Annotated in this window: 13 protein-coding genes; 5 read left to right on the top strand and 8 right to left on the bottom strand. The window is 64.0% G+C overall.

From position 1 onward, the window contains the following. Positions 1–12: 12 nt before the first annotated feature. Positions 13–897: a S49 family peptidase gene (locus U0023_RS14860; RefSeq protein WP_040639359.1), complete on the bottom strand. Its 885-nt coding sequence runs from the start codon at positions 895–897 to the stop codon at positions 13–15. A gap of 164 nt (positions 898–1061) precedes the next feature. On the opposite strand from U0023_RS14860, the gene U0023_RS14855 reads away from it, so the two are divergent. Then, positions 1062–1382 carry a hypothetical protein gene (locus tag U0023_RS14855; RefSeq protein WP_009764766.1) on the top strand — a complete coding sequence of 107 codons (321 nt, stop codon included), beginning with the start codon at positions 1062–1064 and terminating at the stop codon, positions 1380–1382. 32 nt (positions 1383–1414) lie between these two features. On the opposite strand, the gene U0023_RS14850 is transcribed toward U0023_RS14855, so the two are convergent. Continuing rightward, on the bottom strand, positions 1415–2155 hold the full coding sequence (locus U0023_RS14850; RefSeq protein WP_009764765.1) for a tRNA1(Val) (adenine(37)-N6)-methyltransferase: 741 nt from the start codon (positions 2153–2155) through the stop codon (positions 1415–1417). Then, positions 2148–2372 carry a putative signal transducing protein gene (locus U0023_RS14845; protein WP_009764764.1) on the bottom strand — a complete coding sequence of 75 codons (225 nt, stop codon included), beginning with the start codon at positions 2370–2372 and terminating at the stop codon, positions 2148–2150. Before U0023_RS14845 ends, U0023_RS14850 begins: the two co-directional genes overlap by 8 nt. 108 nt (positions 2373–2480) lie before the next feature. Between U0023_RS14845 and U0023_RS14840 the strand changes: the two genes are divergently transcribed. After that, a complete protein-coding gene (locus U0023_RS14840; RefSeq protein WP_040639358.1) occupies positions 2481–3500 on the top strand; it encodes a polyprenyl synthetase family protein in 1020 nt (339 codons plus the stop codon). Positions 3501–3726: 226 nt separating this feature from the next. On the opposite strand, the gene U0023_RS14835 is transcribed toward U0023_RS14840, so the two are convergent. Further along, entirely contained in the window at positions 3727–5670 is a 1944-nt protein-coding gene (locus tag U0023_RS14835; protein ID WP_009764762.1) for a glycoside hydrolase family 113, read from the bottom strand. A 499-nt stretch (positions 5671–6169) separates the two neighbouring features. On the opposite strand from U0023_RS14835, the gene U0023_RS14830 reads away from it, so the two are divergent. Then, on the top strand, positions 6170–6979 hold the full coding sequence (locus U0023_RS14830) for a MetQ/NlpA family ABC transporter substrate-binding protein (RefSeq protein ID WP_040639707.1): 810 nt from the start codon (positions 6170–6172) through the stop codon (positions 6977–6979). Between the two features lie 74 nt (positions 6980–7053). Here U0023_RS14830 and U0023_RS14825 read toward each other — a convergent pair whose 3' ends face one another. The 4 genes from U0023_RS14825 to U0023_RS14810 form a co-directional block, all read right to left on the bottom strand. Continuing rightward, positions 7054–9057: a PD40 domain-containing protein gene (locus tag U0023_RS14825; protein WP_009764760.1), complete on the bottom strand. Its 2004-nt coding sequence runs from the start codon at positions 9055–9057 to the stop codon at positions 7054–7056. Between the two features lie 98 nt (positions 9058–9155). Then, positions 9156–10019 carry a 4-(cytidine 5'-diphospho)-2-C-methyl-D-erythritol kinase gene (locus tag U0023_RS14820; protein ID WP_009764759.1) on the bottom strand — a complete coding sequence of 288 codons (864 nt, stop codon included), beginning with the start codon at positions 10017–10019 and terminating at the stop codon, positions 9156–9158. Between the two features lie 114 nt (positions 10020–10133). Further along, on the bottom strand, positions 10134–11876 hold the full coding sequence (locus U0023_RS14815) for a tetratricopeptide repeat protein (protein WP_052600702.1): 1743 nt from the start codon (positions 11874–11876) through the stop codon (positions 10134–10136). A gap of 902 nt (positions 11877–12778) precedes the next feature. After that, positions 12779–14443: an electron transfer flavoprotein-ubiquinone oxidoreductase gene (locus tag U0023_RS14810; protein ID WP_009764757.1), complete on the bottom strand. Its 1665-nt coding sequence runs from the start codon at positions 14441–14443 to the stop codon at positions 12779–12781. Positions 14444–14679: 236 nt separating this feature from the next. Here U0023_RS14810 and U0023_RS14805 point away from each other — a divergent pair, with 236 nt between their 5' ends. Next, entirely contained in the window at positions 14680–15246 is a 567-nt protein-coding gene (locus U0023_RS14805; RefSeq protein WP_009764756.1) for a methylated-DNA--[protein]-cysteine S-methyltransferase, read from the top strand. A gap of 66 nt (positions 15247–15312) precedes the next feature. Next, positions 15313–16149, top strand: coding sequence for a uracil-DNA glycosylase (locus tag U0023_RS14800; protein WP_009764755.1), 837 nt, complete (start codon positions 15313–15315; stop codon positions 16147–16149). The last annotated feature ends 15 nt before the right edge of the window (positions 16150–16164 follow it).

The raw sequence follows: 16164 nt of genomic DNA, 5'->3' as shown, positions 1-16164 counted from the left end.
TCATCACCGGCCTCACAGCCCCAGCCGTGCCCAGGCGGCGCGCTCTTCCAGGGCGCCAACGATCTCGCCCGGGTCGATCAGGCTGCTCTGCCCGAGGGAGCGACGGCCGAAGAGGCGCCCCAGCAGCGGCGGGCGGGCAGGTTCGATCATGCGGAACTGCACCTTCTCGCCGAAGCGCTGCCGCAGGATGGTCCGGATGTCGCCGAGCCCGTCGATGAGGCCGAGATCGAGCGCCTCCGACCCGACCCAGAAGGCGCCGGAGAAGAGATCGTCATAGGAATCGTTGAGCTTTTCGCCCCGGCGGTCGCGGACGAGATCCTCGAACACCTGATGGATCTGGCGCTGAAGCCCCTTCAGGCGCACCACGTCGTCCGGGTTCTCGGGCCGGAACGGGTCGAGCATCGCCTTGCTCTTGCCGGCGGTATGAACCCGCCGCTCGATCCCGATGCGCTCGATCAGCTCATGGAAGCCGAAGCTCGCGGAGACGACCCCGATGGAGCCCACGATGGAGGCCGGGTCGGCATAGATCTCATCGGCCGCGCAGGCGATCATGTAGCCGCCGGAGGCCGCCGCATCCTCCACGAACGCGATCACCGGCAGTTTTTTCTCCTCGGCGAAGGCACGGATGCGCTTGAAGATCAGATGAGACTGCGCGGCGGACCCGCCCGGCGAGTTGATGACCAGCGCCACCGCCTTCGCGCCTCGGACCGAGAAGGCGCGCTCCAGAAGCGGCGCCACGTTGGCCATGGCGAGTCCGGACCGCAGGGGCATCACGGCCCCGATGGGGCCGGAGAGGCGGACCACGGGTACGACGGGGTCGGAATAGGTGCGATATTTGCTCGGGAGGAGAAATTGAAGACGTGCCGGGACCATGGAGGAGAACGATGTTTGAGCCATGGCAGTTATGTAGGGTGCACGGCACGGCTTCCCAAGATGAACATACCGTTAGGGAAATTGTCGGGCTGCGTTCAGTTAGGATCGTTTAATTCTTCATCATGGACAACAGCCCGGTCGTGACACCGTTTCACTCCGGTGTGCGGGCGAGGTGAGGAGAGGATAAAATGCGTAAGCTGATGTTCGGCTTTCTTGGTGTTGCAGCCCTGGGCTTCGGAGCCCTGTCGGTCCAGCCGGCAGAGGCGCAGCCCTATTATCCCGGCTATGGCTATCGGGGACCTGCGGTGACGGTCCAGTACGGGGGCCCTCCCTACGGCCGTCCCTATTATGGCCGTCCCTATTACGGTCGTCCTTATGGAGCCTACGGCCCGGCTCGCGCCGCCCGCCGCTGCTGGGTCGAGCCGCGCCGGGTCTGGAACGGCTACCGCTGGGTGCGCCGTCCCATCGAGGTCTGCCGCACGGTGGGGCGCCCCGGTTATCGCTACTAACTTTGGGAAAGGGCGCCGAAAGGCGCCCTTTTTCATGCAAGCGTGCCCTCCCCCCGATGCAGAGCCTCGGCCTGAGGGGTGAAGTGCCCATCGGACCCGTTCAGGATCAGCGGCGGGAGAATGCTCGAGGGGGCCCGGCTCCCCTTGATTCCGGACAGCAGGAGGCGAATCGCCGGCCTATCGGCGGTCGAATGAACGAAGCGCAATTCCAGGCCGCCGAACCATTTGTCCAGGATCCGGAGGCATTCGACGGTGCGGTCCGCCCGGTGGATGAGAACGAGCCGCCCCTTCGGCTTGAGCAGCCCCGCGCAGGCCTTGAGCCACGTCTCCAGCCCCCCCGACGGCAAGGCATGGGCCGCCGCCCGACGTTGGTCGGGCGAGATCCGGGCCTGCCCCTCCTCCAGGAACGGCGGATTGGTGAGGACGAGATCGGCGCTTTCGGAGGCCAGCCCGGCCGCGAGACGCGAATCCCTGTCCAGCACATCCGCGACCGCAACCTGCCCGTCCACGCCGTTGTCGCGACAATTGCGGCGGCACAATTCGGCCAGATGGGGATCGCGCTCCACGAAGACGAAGCGCGCGTCCTTCTGGCGGGCCGCCGCCATGAGACCGACCGCCCCCGTCGCAGCCCCCACATCCAGCACTACATCGCCGGGCCGCAACGGCGCCGACGCCGCGAGCAGCACGGCATCGGTGCCGGCCCGATGCCCCCTTTCCGGCTGGACAAGGTGGACGCGCCCGCCGAGCAATAAATCTTCCGTGATATCAATCATGGCGCAGTTCGCCTTCGAGACCGGCCTCGGAGATCAGCCGGCGGGCTTGGCGTAGATGATCTTCGGGCACCAGGATCCGGCGCGGAAAGGCGCCCGTCATGCCCTCCAGGGCACTCATATGCGCGTCCGCGACGAGCACGGGGATATTGGCGTTTTGCAGCAGGGATTGTAGGAAGCCGATCAGAACGAGATCGTTGGTGCGGACGATTTCGACCATCGGCGTGAGATCCTTCCCTTGCGGTAAGCGTTTGCATTGCAGCATGGAAAGTGCCATGCCAATTCATATTCCTATCGGCCATCCCGGCCGGCAACCCGGGTAGTGACAGTGGGCGTCGTCGTTCCGTTCGAAGACAAGCATCCCGAGAAGAATGCGAGCATCGAGAAGCTCGTTTCCCTTGTGGCCTCCGACATGGAACGGGTCAATGCGATGATCCTGTCGCGCACGGGCTCCGAGGTCACGATGATCCCGGAGGTGGCGAACCACCTCATTTCCTCGGGCGGCAAGCGTCTGCGGCCCATGCTCACGCTGGCGACCGCCGGCCTCTCCGGCTACCAGGGCGACGGGCACGTGAAGCTTGCGGCCTCCGTGGAGTTCATGCACACGGCCACCCTCCTCCACGACGACGTGGTGGACGAGAGCGATATGCGCCGGGGCAAGATCGCCGCCCGAATCAAGTGGGGCAACGAGGCGAGCGTCCTGGTCGGAGACTTCCTGCTCGGCCAGGCCTTCCGCATGATGGTGGAGGTAGGGTCCTTGCGCGCCCTCGACATCCTCTCCGCCGCCGCGACCGTGATCGCCGAGGGCGAGGTGATGCAGCTCGCCGCCGCCAAGAACACCGAGACCACCGAGGACGAATACCTTGCCGTGATCCGCGGCAAGACGGCGGAACTCTTCGCCGCCGCCTGCGAGGTCGGGCCCGTGATCGCCGGCCGCCCCAAGGCCGAGCAGGCCGCCTGCCGCTCCTACGGCATGAATCTCGGCATCGCCTTCCAGCTCGTGGACGACGCACTCGATTATGGCGGCAAGGCCGCGACGCTCGGCAAGAACGTGGGCGACGATTTCCGCGAAGGGAAGATCACCCTGCCCGTCGTCCTTTCCTTCCGCCGCGGCACGGACGAGGAGCGCGCCTTCTGGAAGCGCGTGCTCGAGCAGGGTGAGATCGAGGATGCGGACCTCGAACAGGCCATCGCCATCATGCGCCGTCACCGGGCCTTGGAAGACACGGTCGAACGGGCCCGCCATTACGGCGCCATGGCCCGCGACGCGCTCGCCCTCTTCCCGTCGGGCCCGATGAAGCAGGCCCTCCTCGACACGGTCGATTTCTGCATCGCCCGCGCCTATTGAGCGACGGCTCGATCATTCGCCGACAAGATCTGGCTCACCACGCATCCTGAGGGTCGCCGAAGCGGCATCTCGAGCTTCCGGACACCGTTCGGCACGATGGCGAGCCTGTTCCACGTCATGGCCGGGCCTGTCCCGTCCATCTCGGTCCGTCAAGCGAAGCGCTTCAATTCATCGGGATCGCCGGCACGAGGCCGGAGATGACGGTGGAGTCACTTCCCACGTCCCGTCAGATGATGAAGAAATCCTTGTACGTCATCTTCAGCTTCGGAGAGAGCGTGGCGACCTTGATCTGCGCCGCGCTGCCGGTGCCGTCGGGGTCGTAATAGAGCACGCCCTTCTTGCTGTCGTAGACGATCCGGTCGTCCGCATCGTGCGCCTTTGCACCCTTGAAGAAGTACTTGCTCGCCATCTGCTTGGGCTTCGAAGGCGTGCCGGAACCGACCTTGAAGTACTTGTTCTCGAGGTAGATCGTGTCGTCCGCGACATTGAAGTCGACGATCCTGTCGACATTCGTTTTCGCATTCGGCTTGCTGTCGAAGACGAAGATGTCCTGACCTGTACCGCCTGTCAGAACATCCTTTCCAAGCCTGCCGTAGAGCATGTCGTTTCCGGCCCCGCCGACCAGCTTGTCGGCCTTCTTGGTGCCGATCAGGACCAGGCCGTTCGTTCCGGTGCCGCCGTCCGGCAACGGGTTGGCCGGACCATCAGGAGGCGGCAGAGTTCCGCCTGGGTCATTGGGAGGCGCCATAGTCCCATCCGAGAACTGCAACATTTCTATCCCAAAGAGAATGTCGCGTCCGTCACCATTGGCCCGGCTGTCCAAGATCGTGAAAGAACCATCCTGGTTCTTGCTTACGATATAATCCGAGCGGCGGCCGCTGAAGACGGCCTTGTCCTGGTCGCCCGTCCCGCCGTCGAGCACATCGTCGCCGATCCCGCCCGCCAGAACGTCGCTTCCGTCGCCACCGTTGAGCCGGTCATGCCCGGCCCCGCCCCACAGCAGGTCATTGCCGCCGGCGCCGTTGAGCGTATCGTTGTGGTAACCGCCATCGAGCTTGTCGGCATTGGCCGTGCCGTTCCACACGAGACCCGTCTGATAGGCCGGGCCCGAGTAGTGGTAGGTCACGACGTCATTGGCGGGCTTGTGCTGCGTCGTGTAGTCCGTCCACGGGACGTTTGCCCCTCCTTCGCTTTGAGGATCCATCGGGTTCGCGAAGGAGTAGTAGCTCCAGAGGAACGACCCGGCGAGCCATTGGCCGCCGTAATTCTCCATCACCTTGAACAGGGCATTGTAGCAGTCGACCTGCTCTTGAGGATCGTATGTCCCGCTGCCGCCGAACACGCCGGGATCCTTGTTAGCCCCGTCCATGCTCTTGTAGCCGACCTCGGTGAAGATCACCTTCTTGCCGTATTGCTCGGACAGCGTCCTATAATATTCGATGACGGACTTTCCTCCGTGCAGGGTATCCCTGATCCACGGATTGAAATGAGGCTTGACCCAGGCGTCCACGATCTGATCGACTGTCGGGTCGTTGACCGTCGAGGAGGGAATGTAAGCGTCGACGCCGATATAATCGACCTTGTCCCAGAAGCCGACTTTCTGCACCGTGTCGTAGGTGGCCGCGTAGGTGACCTTGCCCGAATAGACGGCGCGGACGGCGGCGATGATCTCTTCCCAGTTTTGAGTGTAGCTCTTGCCGTCGCTGCAGAACTTCGTCGGATCGATCATGCTGTTCATTTCGGTGCCGACGCAGAGCATCTCCGCGCCCGCCTGCTGCGCCACCTTGGCGTACTCGACCATCATGGCCTTGTAGCTGGCGAACCAGGCCTTGGGATCGCTGGGAGCGAGTTCGGCGCGCCAGACCCGGTTCACGGTTTCCAGATGCGGCTTGAGCACGACCTTGAGGCCCTTCTCCTTGGCCGAAAGGATCGACAGCTTCACCCGCTCGAAGGTATCGCTCTCGTCGTCCCAGGGATTGGCTGGGTCGCCGAGCCTCAAGCCCGTCGAGTTGCTGAACTTATCCGTCTGAAAAAAGTTCGGGATGATCGTAACCGTGTTGGCGCCGGTGGCCACGATCTGGGACATGGCCGCTTGCCCATTGGGCGCGAGGATCTGATTACCCCAATAGGACGGTTGAGTGATGCCTTCCCACTCGAAGATCTCGGGCATGATGTATCCTTTTCCCTCGGCTGTTCATGGACAGCAAGCCTGTCGGCCGAATCCTGTTTTATTTTATAATGTTTCGTTTTTGATCCGCCATTAGACCGAACGGCCGAGGGTTTCCAGGATCGCGTGACAGCGGCCAGCCGACCGCCCCTTCCGCGCATGACAGCTCTGTTCTTTTTACAGAACAATTCGATTGACATAAAATTCGGCAGCGGTAGAACGATCTCGTCTCGAGGCGGTCGCAACCCCTCGCGGCCGCGGTGATTTGAGACGAGCAGCTTGCCCCGCGTGATCAAAGGCTAAAGCGCCACGAGCGGCTTCCGCCTCGTGGTTCACGAGGATCGAACGGCCATGACGCGCCTGACTTCCATGACGGTATCCATGTCCCAGCCCTGGCTGGCTGAGCGTTGTTGTCGCCTCGCGGCCTGATCCTCTCTTCCTTCCGAACCACATGTCCGGCTTCGAGTTGAAGCCCGATACACTTTGCCTGAAAGGTCATCCCATGTCCGTTTTCACCCGTCGCAGCCTCCTGTCCGCGACCTTCGCGCTCGGTGCCGTCGTAGCCGCCGCGCTGCCGGCCGCTGCCCAGCAGAAGAGCATCAAGGTCGGCGTCATGTCCGGCGCCGAGGAAGAGGTCGCGCAGGTCGTCAAGAAGGTGGCGGCCGGCAAGGGCCTCAATGTCGAGCTCGTGCCCTTCTCGGATTACGCCCTCGTCAACGAGGCGCTGGAGCGCAAGGACCTCGATGCCAACGCCTTCCAGCACAAGCCCTATCTCGATGCCCAGATCGCCGCCCGCGGCTACAAGATCGTCCCCGTGGGCTTCACCTTCGTCCAGCCCATCGGCCTGTACTCCACCAAGGTGAAAACCGTCGCCGACCTTCCGAAGGGCGCCAAGATCGGCATCCCGAACGACCCGAGCAACGGCGGCCGCGCGCTCAACCTGCTTGCCGCCCAGGGCGTGATCAAGATCAAGGAGGGCCAGGGCCTGTCGCCGAGCCTGCTCGACATCGCCGAGAACCCGAAGGACGTCCGGTTCTCGGAACTCGACGCCGCGCAGCTCCCCCGCGCCCTGCCCGATCTGGACGCGGCCGTGATCAACACCGACCACGCCATCAATGCCGGCCTCGACATCCGCAAGGACACGATCGCGGTCGAGAAGCGCGAGGGCAATCCTTACGCCAACTTCGTCGCGGCCCGTCAGGGCGACGAGAACCGCCCGGAGATCAAGACCTTCGTGGAATCCTACCAGTCCCCGGAAGTCGCCAAGTTCCTGGAAGAGCGCTTCAAGGGCGCCATCATTCCGGCGTGGTAAGCTGCCGAATCGATTACCTTGTAGATTGGTCCAGAGGCGGCTGCCGGTTGCGGCCGCCTCTATGTTCTGCATCGTCAGATCACGAAGAAGTCCGCTGCCGTCATCTTCAGTTTCTGTGACAGAGAGGCGATCTTGACGGCCGCCCCAGCGCCGTTTCCATCCGCGTCGTAGTACAGCACACCCTTCTTGGGGTCATAGATGATGCGGTCGTCCGAGTCGTGCGCCGCCGCCCCCTTGTAGAATGCGTTCTTGCTGAGCTTGCCGGGCTTCGAGAGCGTGCCTTTGCCGACCTTGAACACTTTGTTATCGAGCCAGATCGAATCGTCCTTCACGTTGAAGTCGGCAATCTTGTCGAGGTTGGAAGTCCTGTGCGGCTTCAGATCGAACACGAACACGTCCTGGCCCGTGCCTCCCGTCAGGGTATCGTTACCGGCGCCGCCCCAAAGGGTGTCGTTGCCTGCATCACCCAAGAGTCTGTCCTTGCCGCCATTGCCCTTTATGATGCTGGCGAAGGCATCGCCGACGAGGATGTCAGCCGCCGAGCCGCCGGTCAGGCTATCGGCCGTACCGGCCGCACTCATCTGTCCCGTCGCGAGTTCCACGGTGTAAGACCGAACCCAGGTGAGGGAACCTTCGCTCACGGTGACGACGGCATTCTTCAGTCCGACCGAGGCGTAGGCGTGCCCGAAAGATACCACCCCTCCCGTGGGTGTCAGAATATCGGCCGTGCCGTCGCCCCAGGCGATGCTGACCTTCGAGGCCGTGCCGACCTGGAACCTACCCTCGATATAACGCCCTTCGAGAATCGCCTGTCGATGCGGGATGAGCGCGGTGTCGACGACGAAGGTGTCGAAGACTCCGTTGGTATCGCCGGCAACGAGATTCGTCGCAGCACTGGTGAATGTGATGTAGCGGCCATCGGCGCTGAAGCTGCCATAGCCACTATCGCCAGCAATCGCCTCCTGACCTTGCGCCGTGACGGAGAGGCGAACGATCTCACCCGTTACGAGGTCCTTGCGGAAGCAGTCGGTTTTGCCGTTCGTATCGCCGGCAACGAGATCGGAAGCACTGCTTGCAAACGTGACATAGCGCCCGTCCGGACTGATGGCTGCATTAGTGCTTACTCCATGGGCATCTGTGCCATCCGCCTTCGTCGAGACACGGATGATCGCGCCGGTCAGCAGGTCCTTCCGGAAAATGTCCCTTGTGCCGTTGTTGTCACCGGACACCAAGTTGGCTCCGGTACTTTCAAAAACGATGTAGCGTCCATTGGCGCTGAAACTTGCGTTGATGCTCTGCCCGCCATCGCTTCCGTCCAGCCGGGAGTCGATCCGCGTCGTTGCACCCGTCTGGAGATCCTTCAGAAAGAGATAGCGACCGCCATCCGTGCCTCCGGCGACAAGGTCAGTGGAATTGCTTTCGAAAGCCACGTAGCGCCCATCGGCGCTAATGGTCGCGTTTTCGCCTCGTGAGTCCGCTTGCGCTCCGGCGGAGTTGGTCGACACACGGTGGATGGCGCCCGTCTGAAGATCCTTCAAGAACACATCTTGGGATGAGTTCGTGTCAGATCCGACCAGGTTTGTTCCTCTGCTAGAGAAGACCAAGAAATGGCCATCCGCAGTCAGAGATCGCCCCAATCCCACACTGCCGCCCTGAGCGATCTGCGAGCCGTCAGCGGCGACCGAGACCCGTGTGACGGCATTCGTCACAAGGTCCTTTATGAAGACGTCGATCTGGCCATTGGTATCGCCTGAGACCAGGTTGGTTGCGTTACTGAGAAGAACAAGAAAACGCCCGTTGTCACTGAATTGGGCGGCGTATGTAGCACCGTCTCCCAAGCCTCCTCCTTCGTTCGCGGAGACCGATCGCGTGAAGCCAGTCTGCAGATCCTTGATGAAAACCTGATAATTGCTTGCGGCATCAATGTTCAGGAATGCGATGGAACGCCCATCCGGACTCCAGAGGGAGATGAGACTATCCCTCGTCAGCTGCCCACCATCCGATCCGGTCGAGACGCGGGAAATCAGATTCGCGCTTGTGAAGAGCGTCAGGGACTGGAGATTGAAGGACAGTGTCACGAGAAGCCTCCGCATTTTCAAAAAAATATAACGTTACATATGCGATGCGGGGGATCAGAGCAACGTCGTCTCGCTTCTTTGGGACGACAGAGACATATTTATCGCAATAGAGTATCCTTCACCCACCAGCCTGGCCGTGCGCGCCTGATGTCCTTCGCCGCCTCGGCGGCCGCCGCGCAATCGACGTAGAGCCCGAACACCGTCGCGCCCGATCCTGACATCCGCGCCAGGCGGCAGCCTGCAGTCTGCCGGAGCAGGCCGAGCGCTTCGCCGATCAGGGGCTGAATGCGCAGCGCGGGCGGTTCGAGATCGTTGCGCGCGGCCTTGAGCGTATCGAGGAGCGAACCTCGCTCGACGATCGGGTGTTCCGCACCCGGGAGACGCTGCCCGGGCTGCAGCCCGAGCGCCTTGAACACCGCCGGCGTCTCGACCGGCACGCGCGGGTTCACCAGCACGGCGAACAGGCGCGGCAGGTTCAGCGGTTCCCCGAGCTCCTCGCCCACTCCGCGCATCATGCGCGCCTTGGGCTCCAGGCAGACCGGCACGTCGGCGCCGGTCAGACGGGCGGCCTCGCGCAAAGCCGGATCGGAGAGCGGCAATCCGTTGAGGCGGGCCAGGAGCCGCAGGGCGGCGGCGGCATCGGAAGAACCGCCACCGATGCCGGCGGCCACCGGCAGACGCTTCGTCAAATGGAAGGTGCCGAGCCGCAGGCCCTCCACGTGGTCCGCCAGAAGGCGCGCAGCCTTCAGGACGAGATTGTCGGCATCGTTGCCGGCGAGAGAGGCCGTCGGACCGCCGACTTCGAGCGCCAGATCCGCCGCGGGCTCCAATCGCAGATCGTCGCCCGTGCCGGCAAAGGCCACGAGGCTCTCCAGCTCATGATAACCATCGGCGCGCCGCCCGAGCACGTGGAGCGTCAGGTTGATCTTGGCGGGAGCACGGGTGGCGAGCGGCTGGGGCATGGCGTCTCCATGCCCGAGAGCGGGGCCCTTGGGAAGGGGACTTCACCGAGCCCATGAAAGCCAAATGGCCGGCACAGGGCCGGCCATAACAGAACGAAAGGATGTTGGAAGGCCTTAGCCGCCGTTCTGCTTCGGCGCTTCCGGCTGCGGCGGAGGCGCGTTCTCGGCGGCGGCCGGCTTAGGGTCCTCTTCGAGGCCGTTGTCGATCTTCTTGAGGATCTTCACCAGGTCCTCATGCTCGGGATCCGAGTTCTTGGCGTGGTCCCACTGGAACTTCGCCTCGAGCTTGCGGCCGACCCTCCAATAGGCATCGCCCAGGTGATCGTTGATGGTCGGATCGCCGGGCTTCAGCTCGACGGCCTTCTCCAGCTCCCGCACGGCGTCGTCGTAGCGGCCCATGCGGTAATAGGCCCAGCCGAGCGAGTCGATGATCATGCCGTCGCGGGGGGCGAGCTCGACGGCCTTCGTGAGCATCTTGAAGGCCTCGTCGATGTTCATGTTCTGGTCGACCCAGGAATAGGCGAGATAGTTCATCACCTGGGCCTTGCCGGCCGGGAGCCCATCGGGGACGAGGTCCAGGCTCTTCTTCAGATCGGCCTCCGCCTTGTCCCACTGCTTCGCGCGCTCGTAGGACGTGCCGCGGTAGAAGTAGAGGATCCAGTGGCCGCGCTCCGGCTGGCCGATCAGCTTGATGGCCTTGTCGTAGGTCTCGGCGGCTTCCGCGAACTTCTTGCGCGAGCGCTGCACGTTGCCCAGCGCCATGACGACTTCCACGTCGTCCGGGCGCTCCTTCATGAGCTTTTCGAGATGGGCGATCGCGTCGTCGCCGCGCCCCATCAGCTCGAAATTATGCCCGATGGAGATATCGGCGCTCGGCCGGACGGGCGAATCCTTGGGAATGCGCTCGAAGATCACGTTGGCCTTGTCGTATTGCTTCAGGCGCTCATAGACGTCGCCGAGGGTCACGAGGGCCAGCGGATGATCGGGCTTCAGGTCGAGGCCGAGCCGCAGATAGATGATGGCGGTCAGCTCGTCCCCTTGGGTGTTGCCGACGACGCCGAGGCCGTAGAGCAGCTCCGCCGCGCCGTCCTGCGCATTGGTGACGAGCGGCAGGAGAGGCTTGTCCTCCTCGAGCGCCTTCATGGCGGCGCGGACGATCGGATGGCGCGGCGCCACCTCGTCGAAGGCCTTGTAGATCTTCAGGGCCTCGTCCTTGCGGCCGCGCTTGGCCAGGAACCGGCCATAGGCGTCCACCACCTGCAGGGTGTTGCGCTCGCTCTCATAGGCCGCCTTGAAGCGCTTCTCGGCCTCCGTGGGATTGCCCACCACATCCGCGATGAGAGCCGCATGGTATTCCCTGAACTGGTCGAAGGCGCGCTCGTTCTTGAGCTTGTCGACGGTGGCGAGCGCCTGCTTGCCGTCCTTGGAGCCGGCATAGGTCCAGGCCGTGAGAAGCGTTGCGGTCAGATCAGCCTGACGCCCGCGCGTCCCCTTCGACAGGCGGGTCCGCGCATCGGCGTATTTCTGGCTCTTCATGGAGCGGACCGCGAGAGCGAACTGCGCCAGGTTGTTGGTGGCATCCTGCGCGGAAAGCTTCTCGGCCGCGCGCACGGCCTCGCTCATGGAGCCATTGGCCAAGAACGCCACGAAGGCCCGCTCCAGGAGCTCCTGGTTGCGGGGATCCTCCTGGATCGCCTCGCGGAAGAAGATGGTGGCCGCCTCGGTATCCCGCGCGGAACCCGCCACGTAGGCCGACAGGAAGTTCCCTTCGAGGCTCTGGGCCGGCGTCAGGGGCTCGTCCTGAGCCGTGTTGGCCGCGACGGCTGGGGCCGTCAGAAGACCGGCCGCCAAAAGCATCAATGCAGGCAGACCCTTACGGGCCAAAGGCAGTTTCAAAATGGGCACGAAGCGCGGCTCCAATCATCGCAGCATCTCTGGACAGCGGAGATGTGCGCCAAATCAGGCCGGAGAATGGCGTTTCCCTCCTGTGGCCGCAAGGGGAAGATTGCCGCTGGCCCCGTAAAAGCGTCGTGAGGATGGATTGCCACACCCGTCATGCCGGGCCTGTGCCTGCATACACGCCTTGGCGGCGCGGCGGCTCCCGTGACGCGGGTGGAGTCGATGCTTGTGTCAAAGAGCCAGCACCATCGGGCCCGCAGCTTGCGCTGCGAGCCGTCTGGTTCGAGGGAGGGTGCGTGGTGTCGCCCGGCTCGCTGTGACTGAGAGAGTGGAAGAGCCGGACGGCGCCTCGCACGCGGTTCTTTTAGGCGTTGAGACTTGGACCAGCACAGGGCTGCCAAGGGCCTCCGGCCGCAGGGGTGCGAAGCCCACGACCGGACCGCTTCCCGCCCCACACTGGCTGACGCCTCGCGAGCGCGCCCCTCGGCGGGCGGGAATACACAACGATATAGCCAAGCTTATCCGTCCTGTCAAGAACAAAGTGAGAACATAACGTTCGCCCAGTCATGCTCTTCATGTCATCACCTCCCCGGACTCGATCCGGGGATCAGACCGGGCCACCTACGTCTTCAACTCGCGGCAAAGACGTGGGTGGCCGCAACGAGTGCGGCCATGACGTCAGAGAGGATGGGATGCGGAGCGCTCCATTCACGCGCCCTGAGCCCTCATCCTAAGGGGATTGCGCCAGCAATCCGTCTCGAAGGACGGGGCGTTTCCAGTGCTCTCTGGAGCCTCCTTCGAGACGCAGCTGCGTCGCTCCTCAGGATGAGGCTGGAGGAAGAAAGACGGGGATGGCCGCGTCACATGTTGACGTAGTTCGGCCCGCCGCCGCCTTCCGGAGTGACCCAGGTGATGTTCTGGTTCGGGTCCTTGATATCGCAGGTCTTGCAGTGCACGCAGTTCTGCGCGTTGATCTGGTAGCGCGGACCGCCCTCGCCTTCCACCCACTCGTACACCCCTGCCGGGCAGTAGCGCTGCGAGGGACCGCCATAGACCCCGAGCTCCGAGGCCTTCTGCAGTCCCATGTCCTTGACCTTGAGGTGGGGCGGCTGGTCCTCCTCGTGGTTGGTGTTCGACAGGAACACCGAGGACAGTTTGTCGAAGGTGAGCACGCCGTCGGGGCGGTCGTACTTGATCGGTTGCACCTGATCGAGGGGCAGCAGGCATTCGTGATCCGGCTTGCCGTGCTTCATGGTGCCGAAGGGCGACCAGCCGAACAGCTCGGTCAACCACATGTCGAGCCCGCCCAAGGCCACGCCGGCGGCCGTGCCGTATTTCGACCAGAGCGGCTTGACGTTGCGCACGCGCTTGAGATCGTACCCGATCGGCGAGGCGCGCCAGGATTCCTCGTATGCGGCGACCTCGTCATGGGCCCGGCCGGCCTGCAGGGCCGCGAAGACGTGATCGGCGCAGAGCATGCCCGACAGGATCGCGTTATGGCTGCCCTTGATGCGCGGCACGTTCACGAACCCGGCGGAGTCTCCGACGAGGCAGCCGCCGGGGAAGGAGAGCCGCGGCACCGACTGCCAGCCGCCCTCCATGATGGCGCGCGCCCCGTAGCCGATGCGTTTTCCGCCCTCGAACACGTCGCGCACCATCGGGTGCGTCTTGAAGCGCTGGAACTCTTCGAAGGGCGACAGGGTCGGGTTCTTGTAGTTGAGGTGCACCACGAAGCCGACCGAGACCAGGTTGTCGTCGAAATGGTAGAGCCAGGAGCCGCCGCCGGCATTGTTGGGCAGTGGCCAGCCCATGGAATGGCGCACGAGGCCGGGCCGGAACTTGTCGGGCTGCACCTGCCAGAGTTCCTTGATGCCGATGCCGTATTTCTGGTGATCGCGGCCCTGGTTCAGGCCGAAGCGCTCGACCATTTGCTTGGTCAGCGACCCGCGCGCGCCCTCCCCGAAGATCGTGTACTTGGCGCGCAGCTCCATGCCGCGGGTGAAGTTGGCGTTGGGCTCGCCGTTGCGGCTGATGCCCATGTCGCCGGTGGCGACGCCCATCACCTTGCCGTCCTCGACCAGCACTTCGGAGGCCGGAAAGCCGGGATAGATCTCGACGCCGAGTTCCTCCGCCTTGCGGCCGAGCCAGCGGGCGACGTTGCCAAGCGAGCCGACGAAGTTGCCGTGGTTGTTCATGAGCTTGGGCATGAACAGGTTCGGCAGCGTCACGCCGCCGGCGTGTCCCAGATACATGAACTCGTCGGTGGTGACTTGCGTCTTGAGCGGGCGGTCGGGATCGGAGCGCCACTCGGGCAGGAGGGCATCGAGACCAATGGGGTCGATCACCGCGCCGGAGAGGATGTGCGCACCGACCTCGGAGCCCTTCTCGACCACGACCACCGATATGTCCGTGCCCTGCTCCAGCGCCTGCTGCTTGAGCCGGATCGCGGTGGCGAGACCGGCCGGACCCGCGCCCACGACGACAACGTCGAATTCCATCGATTCACGGGCGGGCAGATCGGACATGGGTTCCTCCTGATACGCGGCAGCAACGTTCGAAATGGCACATGGTTCACATATGAACCATCTTCGCGATTTCTCAAGTCATTCTCATCTGCCACTGTCCTAGCTTCATTGCTGCGAAGCTGAAAGTTCTCTTTCCGCATAAGGTTATGCCAAAACCCGATGAAATCCGTCTGCCTCGTGGGACGGCGAGAGCGGGGTCGGGTTGTTCAACAGCTATAGGGGGGTTACAAAAGGGCATGCGGAAACATCCGTCCGATCCCCAGGCATTCTTCACGCTCTTCGAGACCTCCATCGGGCTCTGCGGCCTCGCCTGGAATGAGCGCGGCGTGATCGGCTTCCAGCTCCCCGAAGACGATGCCTCCGGGACCCGCAGCCGCCTGGCGAAGCGCTTCCCCGGGATCGTCGAAGTCTCGCCGCCAACGGATATCCAGGGCATCGTCACTGACGTGACCGCCCTGCTCCAGGGTGAAGCGCGCGATCTGACGTCGGTCCCTCTGGACATGGACGGCCTGCCGGACTTCGACCGCCGCGTCTACGAAGTCGCTCGCGGCATCCCGCCGGGCCGCGTGCTGACCTATGGCGAGATCGCCTCGCGGCTCGGCATCAACAACGCCCGGGCCATCGGCCAGGCGCTCGGGCGCAACCCCTTCGCGGTCATCGTGCCCTGCCATCGGGTCGTCGCGGCGAACGGCGGGCTCGGCGGCTTCTCGGCGAATGGCGGCGCCACGACCAAGCGCCGCCTCCTGGCCATCGAAGGCGCCAGACGCGACGAAAACCCGACGCTGTTCGACCTGATATCGTAGGGTAAATTCCTCGGTTCTTTGCGGGCCCGAGTTGTTCCGCCGGTCCGGAATGCTTACATAGATCCCATGCAGGATCTCCCTTCCGACCGCGACGCTCTCCAGGCGCTCCTCGACTTTCACGTCGAGGCGGGCGTGGACCTCGCGCTCGACGAGACTCCGCACAACCGCTTTGCCGAGCCCAAGGCCGAGCGCGCTCCCGCCAAGGCTAGCGCCCAGGGCTCCGCCTCCAAGGCGTCGCTTGCTCCCTCCGCCCCCTCCCCCCGCGCCCTGCCGAAGGCGGCCGCGAGCGCTCCGGAGGAGGTAGCGAGCATGGCCCGGGAGCAGGCCCGTCATGCGCAATCCCTGGAGGAGCTCGAAGCCATCCTCGCGGGCTTCGACGGCTGCGCCCTGAAATTTTCCGCCAAGAACCTCGCCTTCGCGGACGGCAACCCGGAAGGGCGCGTCATGCTGGTGGGCGAAGCGCCCGGCGCGGACGAGGACCGGATCGGCAAGCCGTTCATGGGCCGCTCCGGCCAGCTGCTCGACCGCATGCTCGCGACCATCGGGCTCGACCGGAGCCAGGTCTATGTCGCCAACATCGTGCCCTGGCGTCCGCCGGGCAACCGCACCCCGACCCCGCAGGAAATCGCCATCTGCAAGCCGTTCATCGCGCGGCAGATCGAGCTGGCCTCCCCTGACATCCTGCTCTGTCTCGGCGGCCCCGCCGCCCAGAACCTGCTCGGCCTCAAGGACGGCATTCTGCGCACGCGCGGCCGCTGGTATACTTACAAGACGGAGGATGGGCGCGAGATGAAGGCATTGCCGACCCTGCATCCGGCCTATCTGCTGCGCCAGCCCCTGCAGAAGCGGCTCGGCTGGCGGGATTTCCAGGCGTTGCGTCGGGCTCTCGACGGTCGGGAGTAAGGCTCTCGCGGACCG

The sequence above is a fragment of the Microvirga lotononidis genome (assembly GCF_034627025.1).
Taxonomy (GTDB): Bacteria; Pseudomonadota; Alphaproteobacteria; order Rhizobiales; family Beijerinckiaceae; genus Microvirga; species Microvirga lotononidis.
This window is presented reverse-complemented; position numbering and strand designations above follow the sequence as displayed.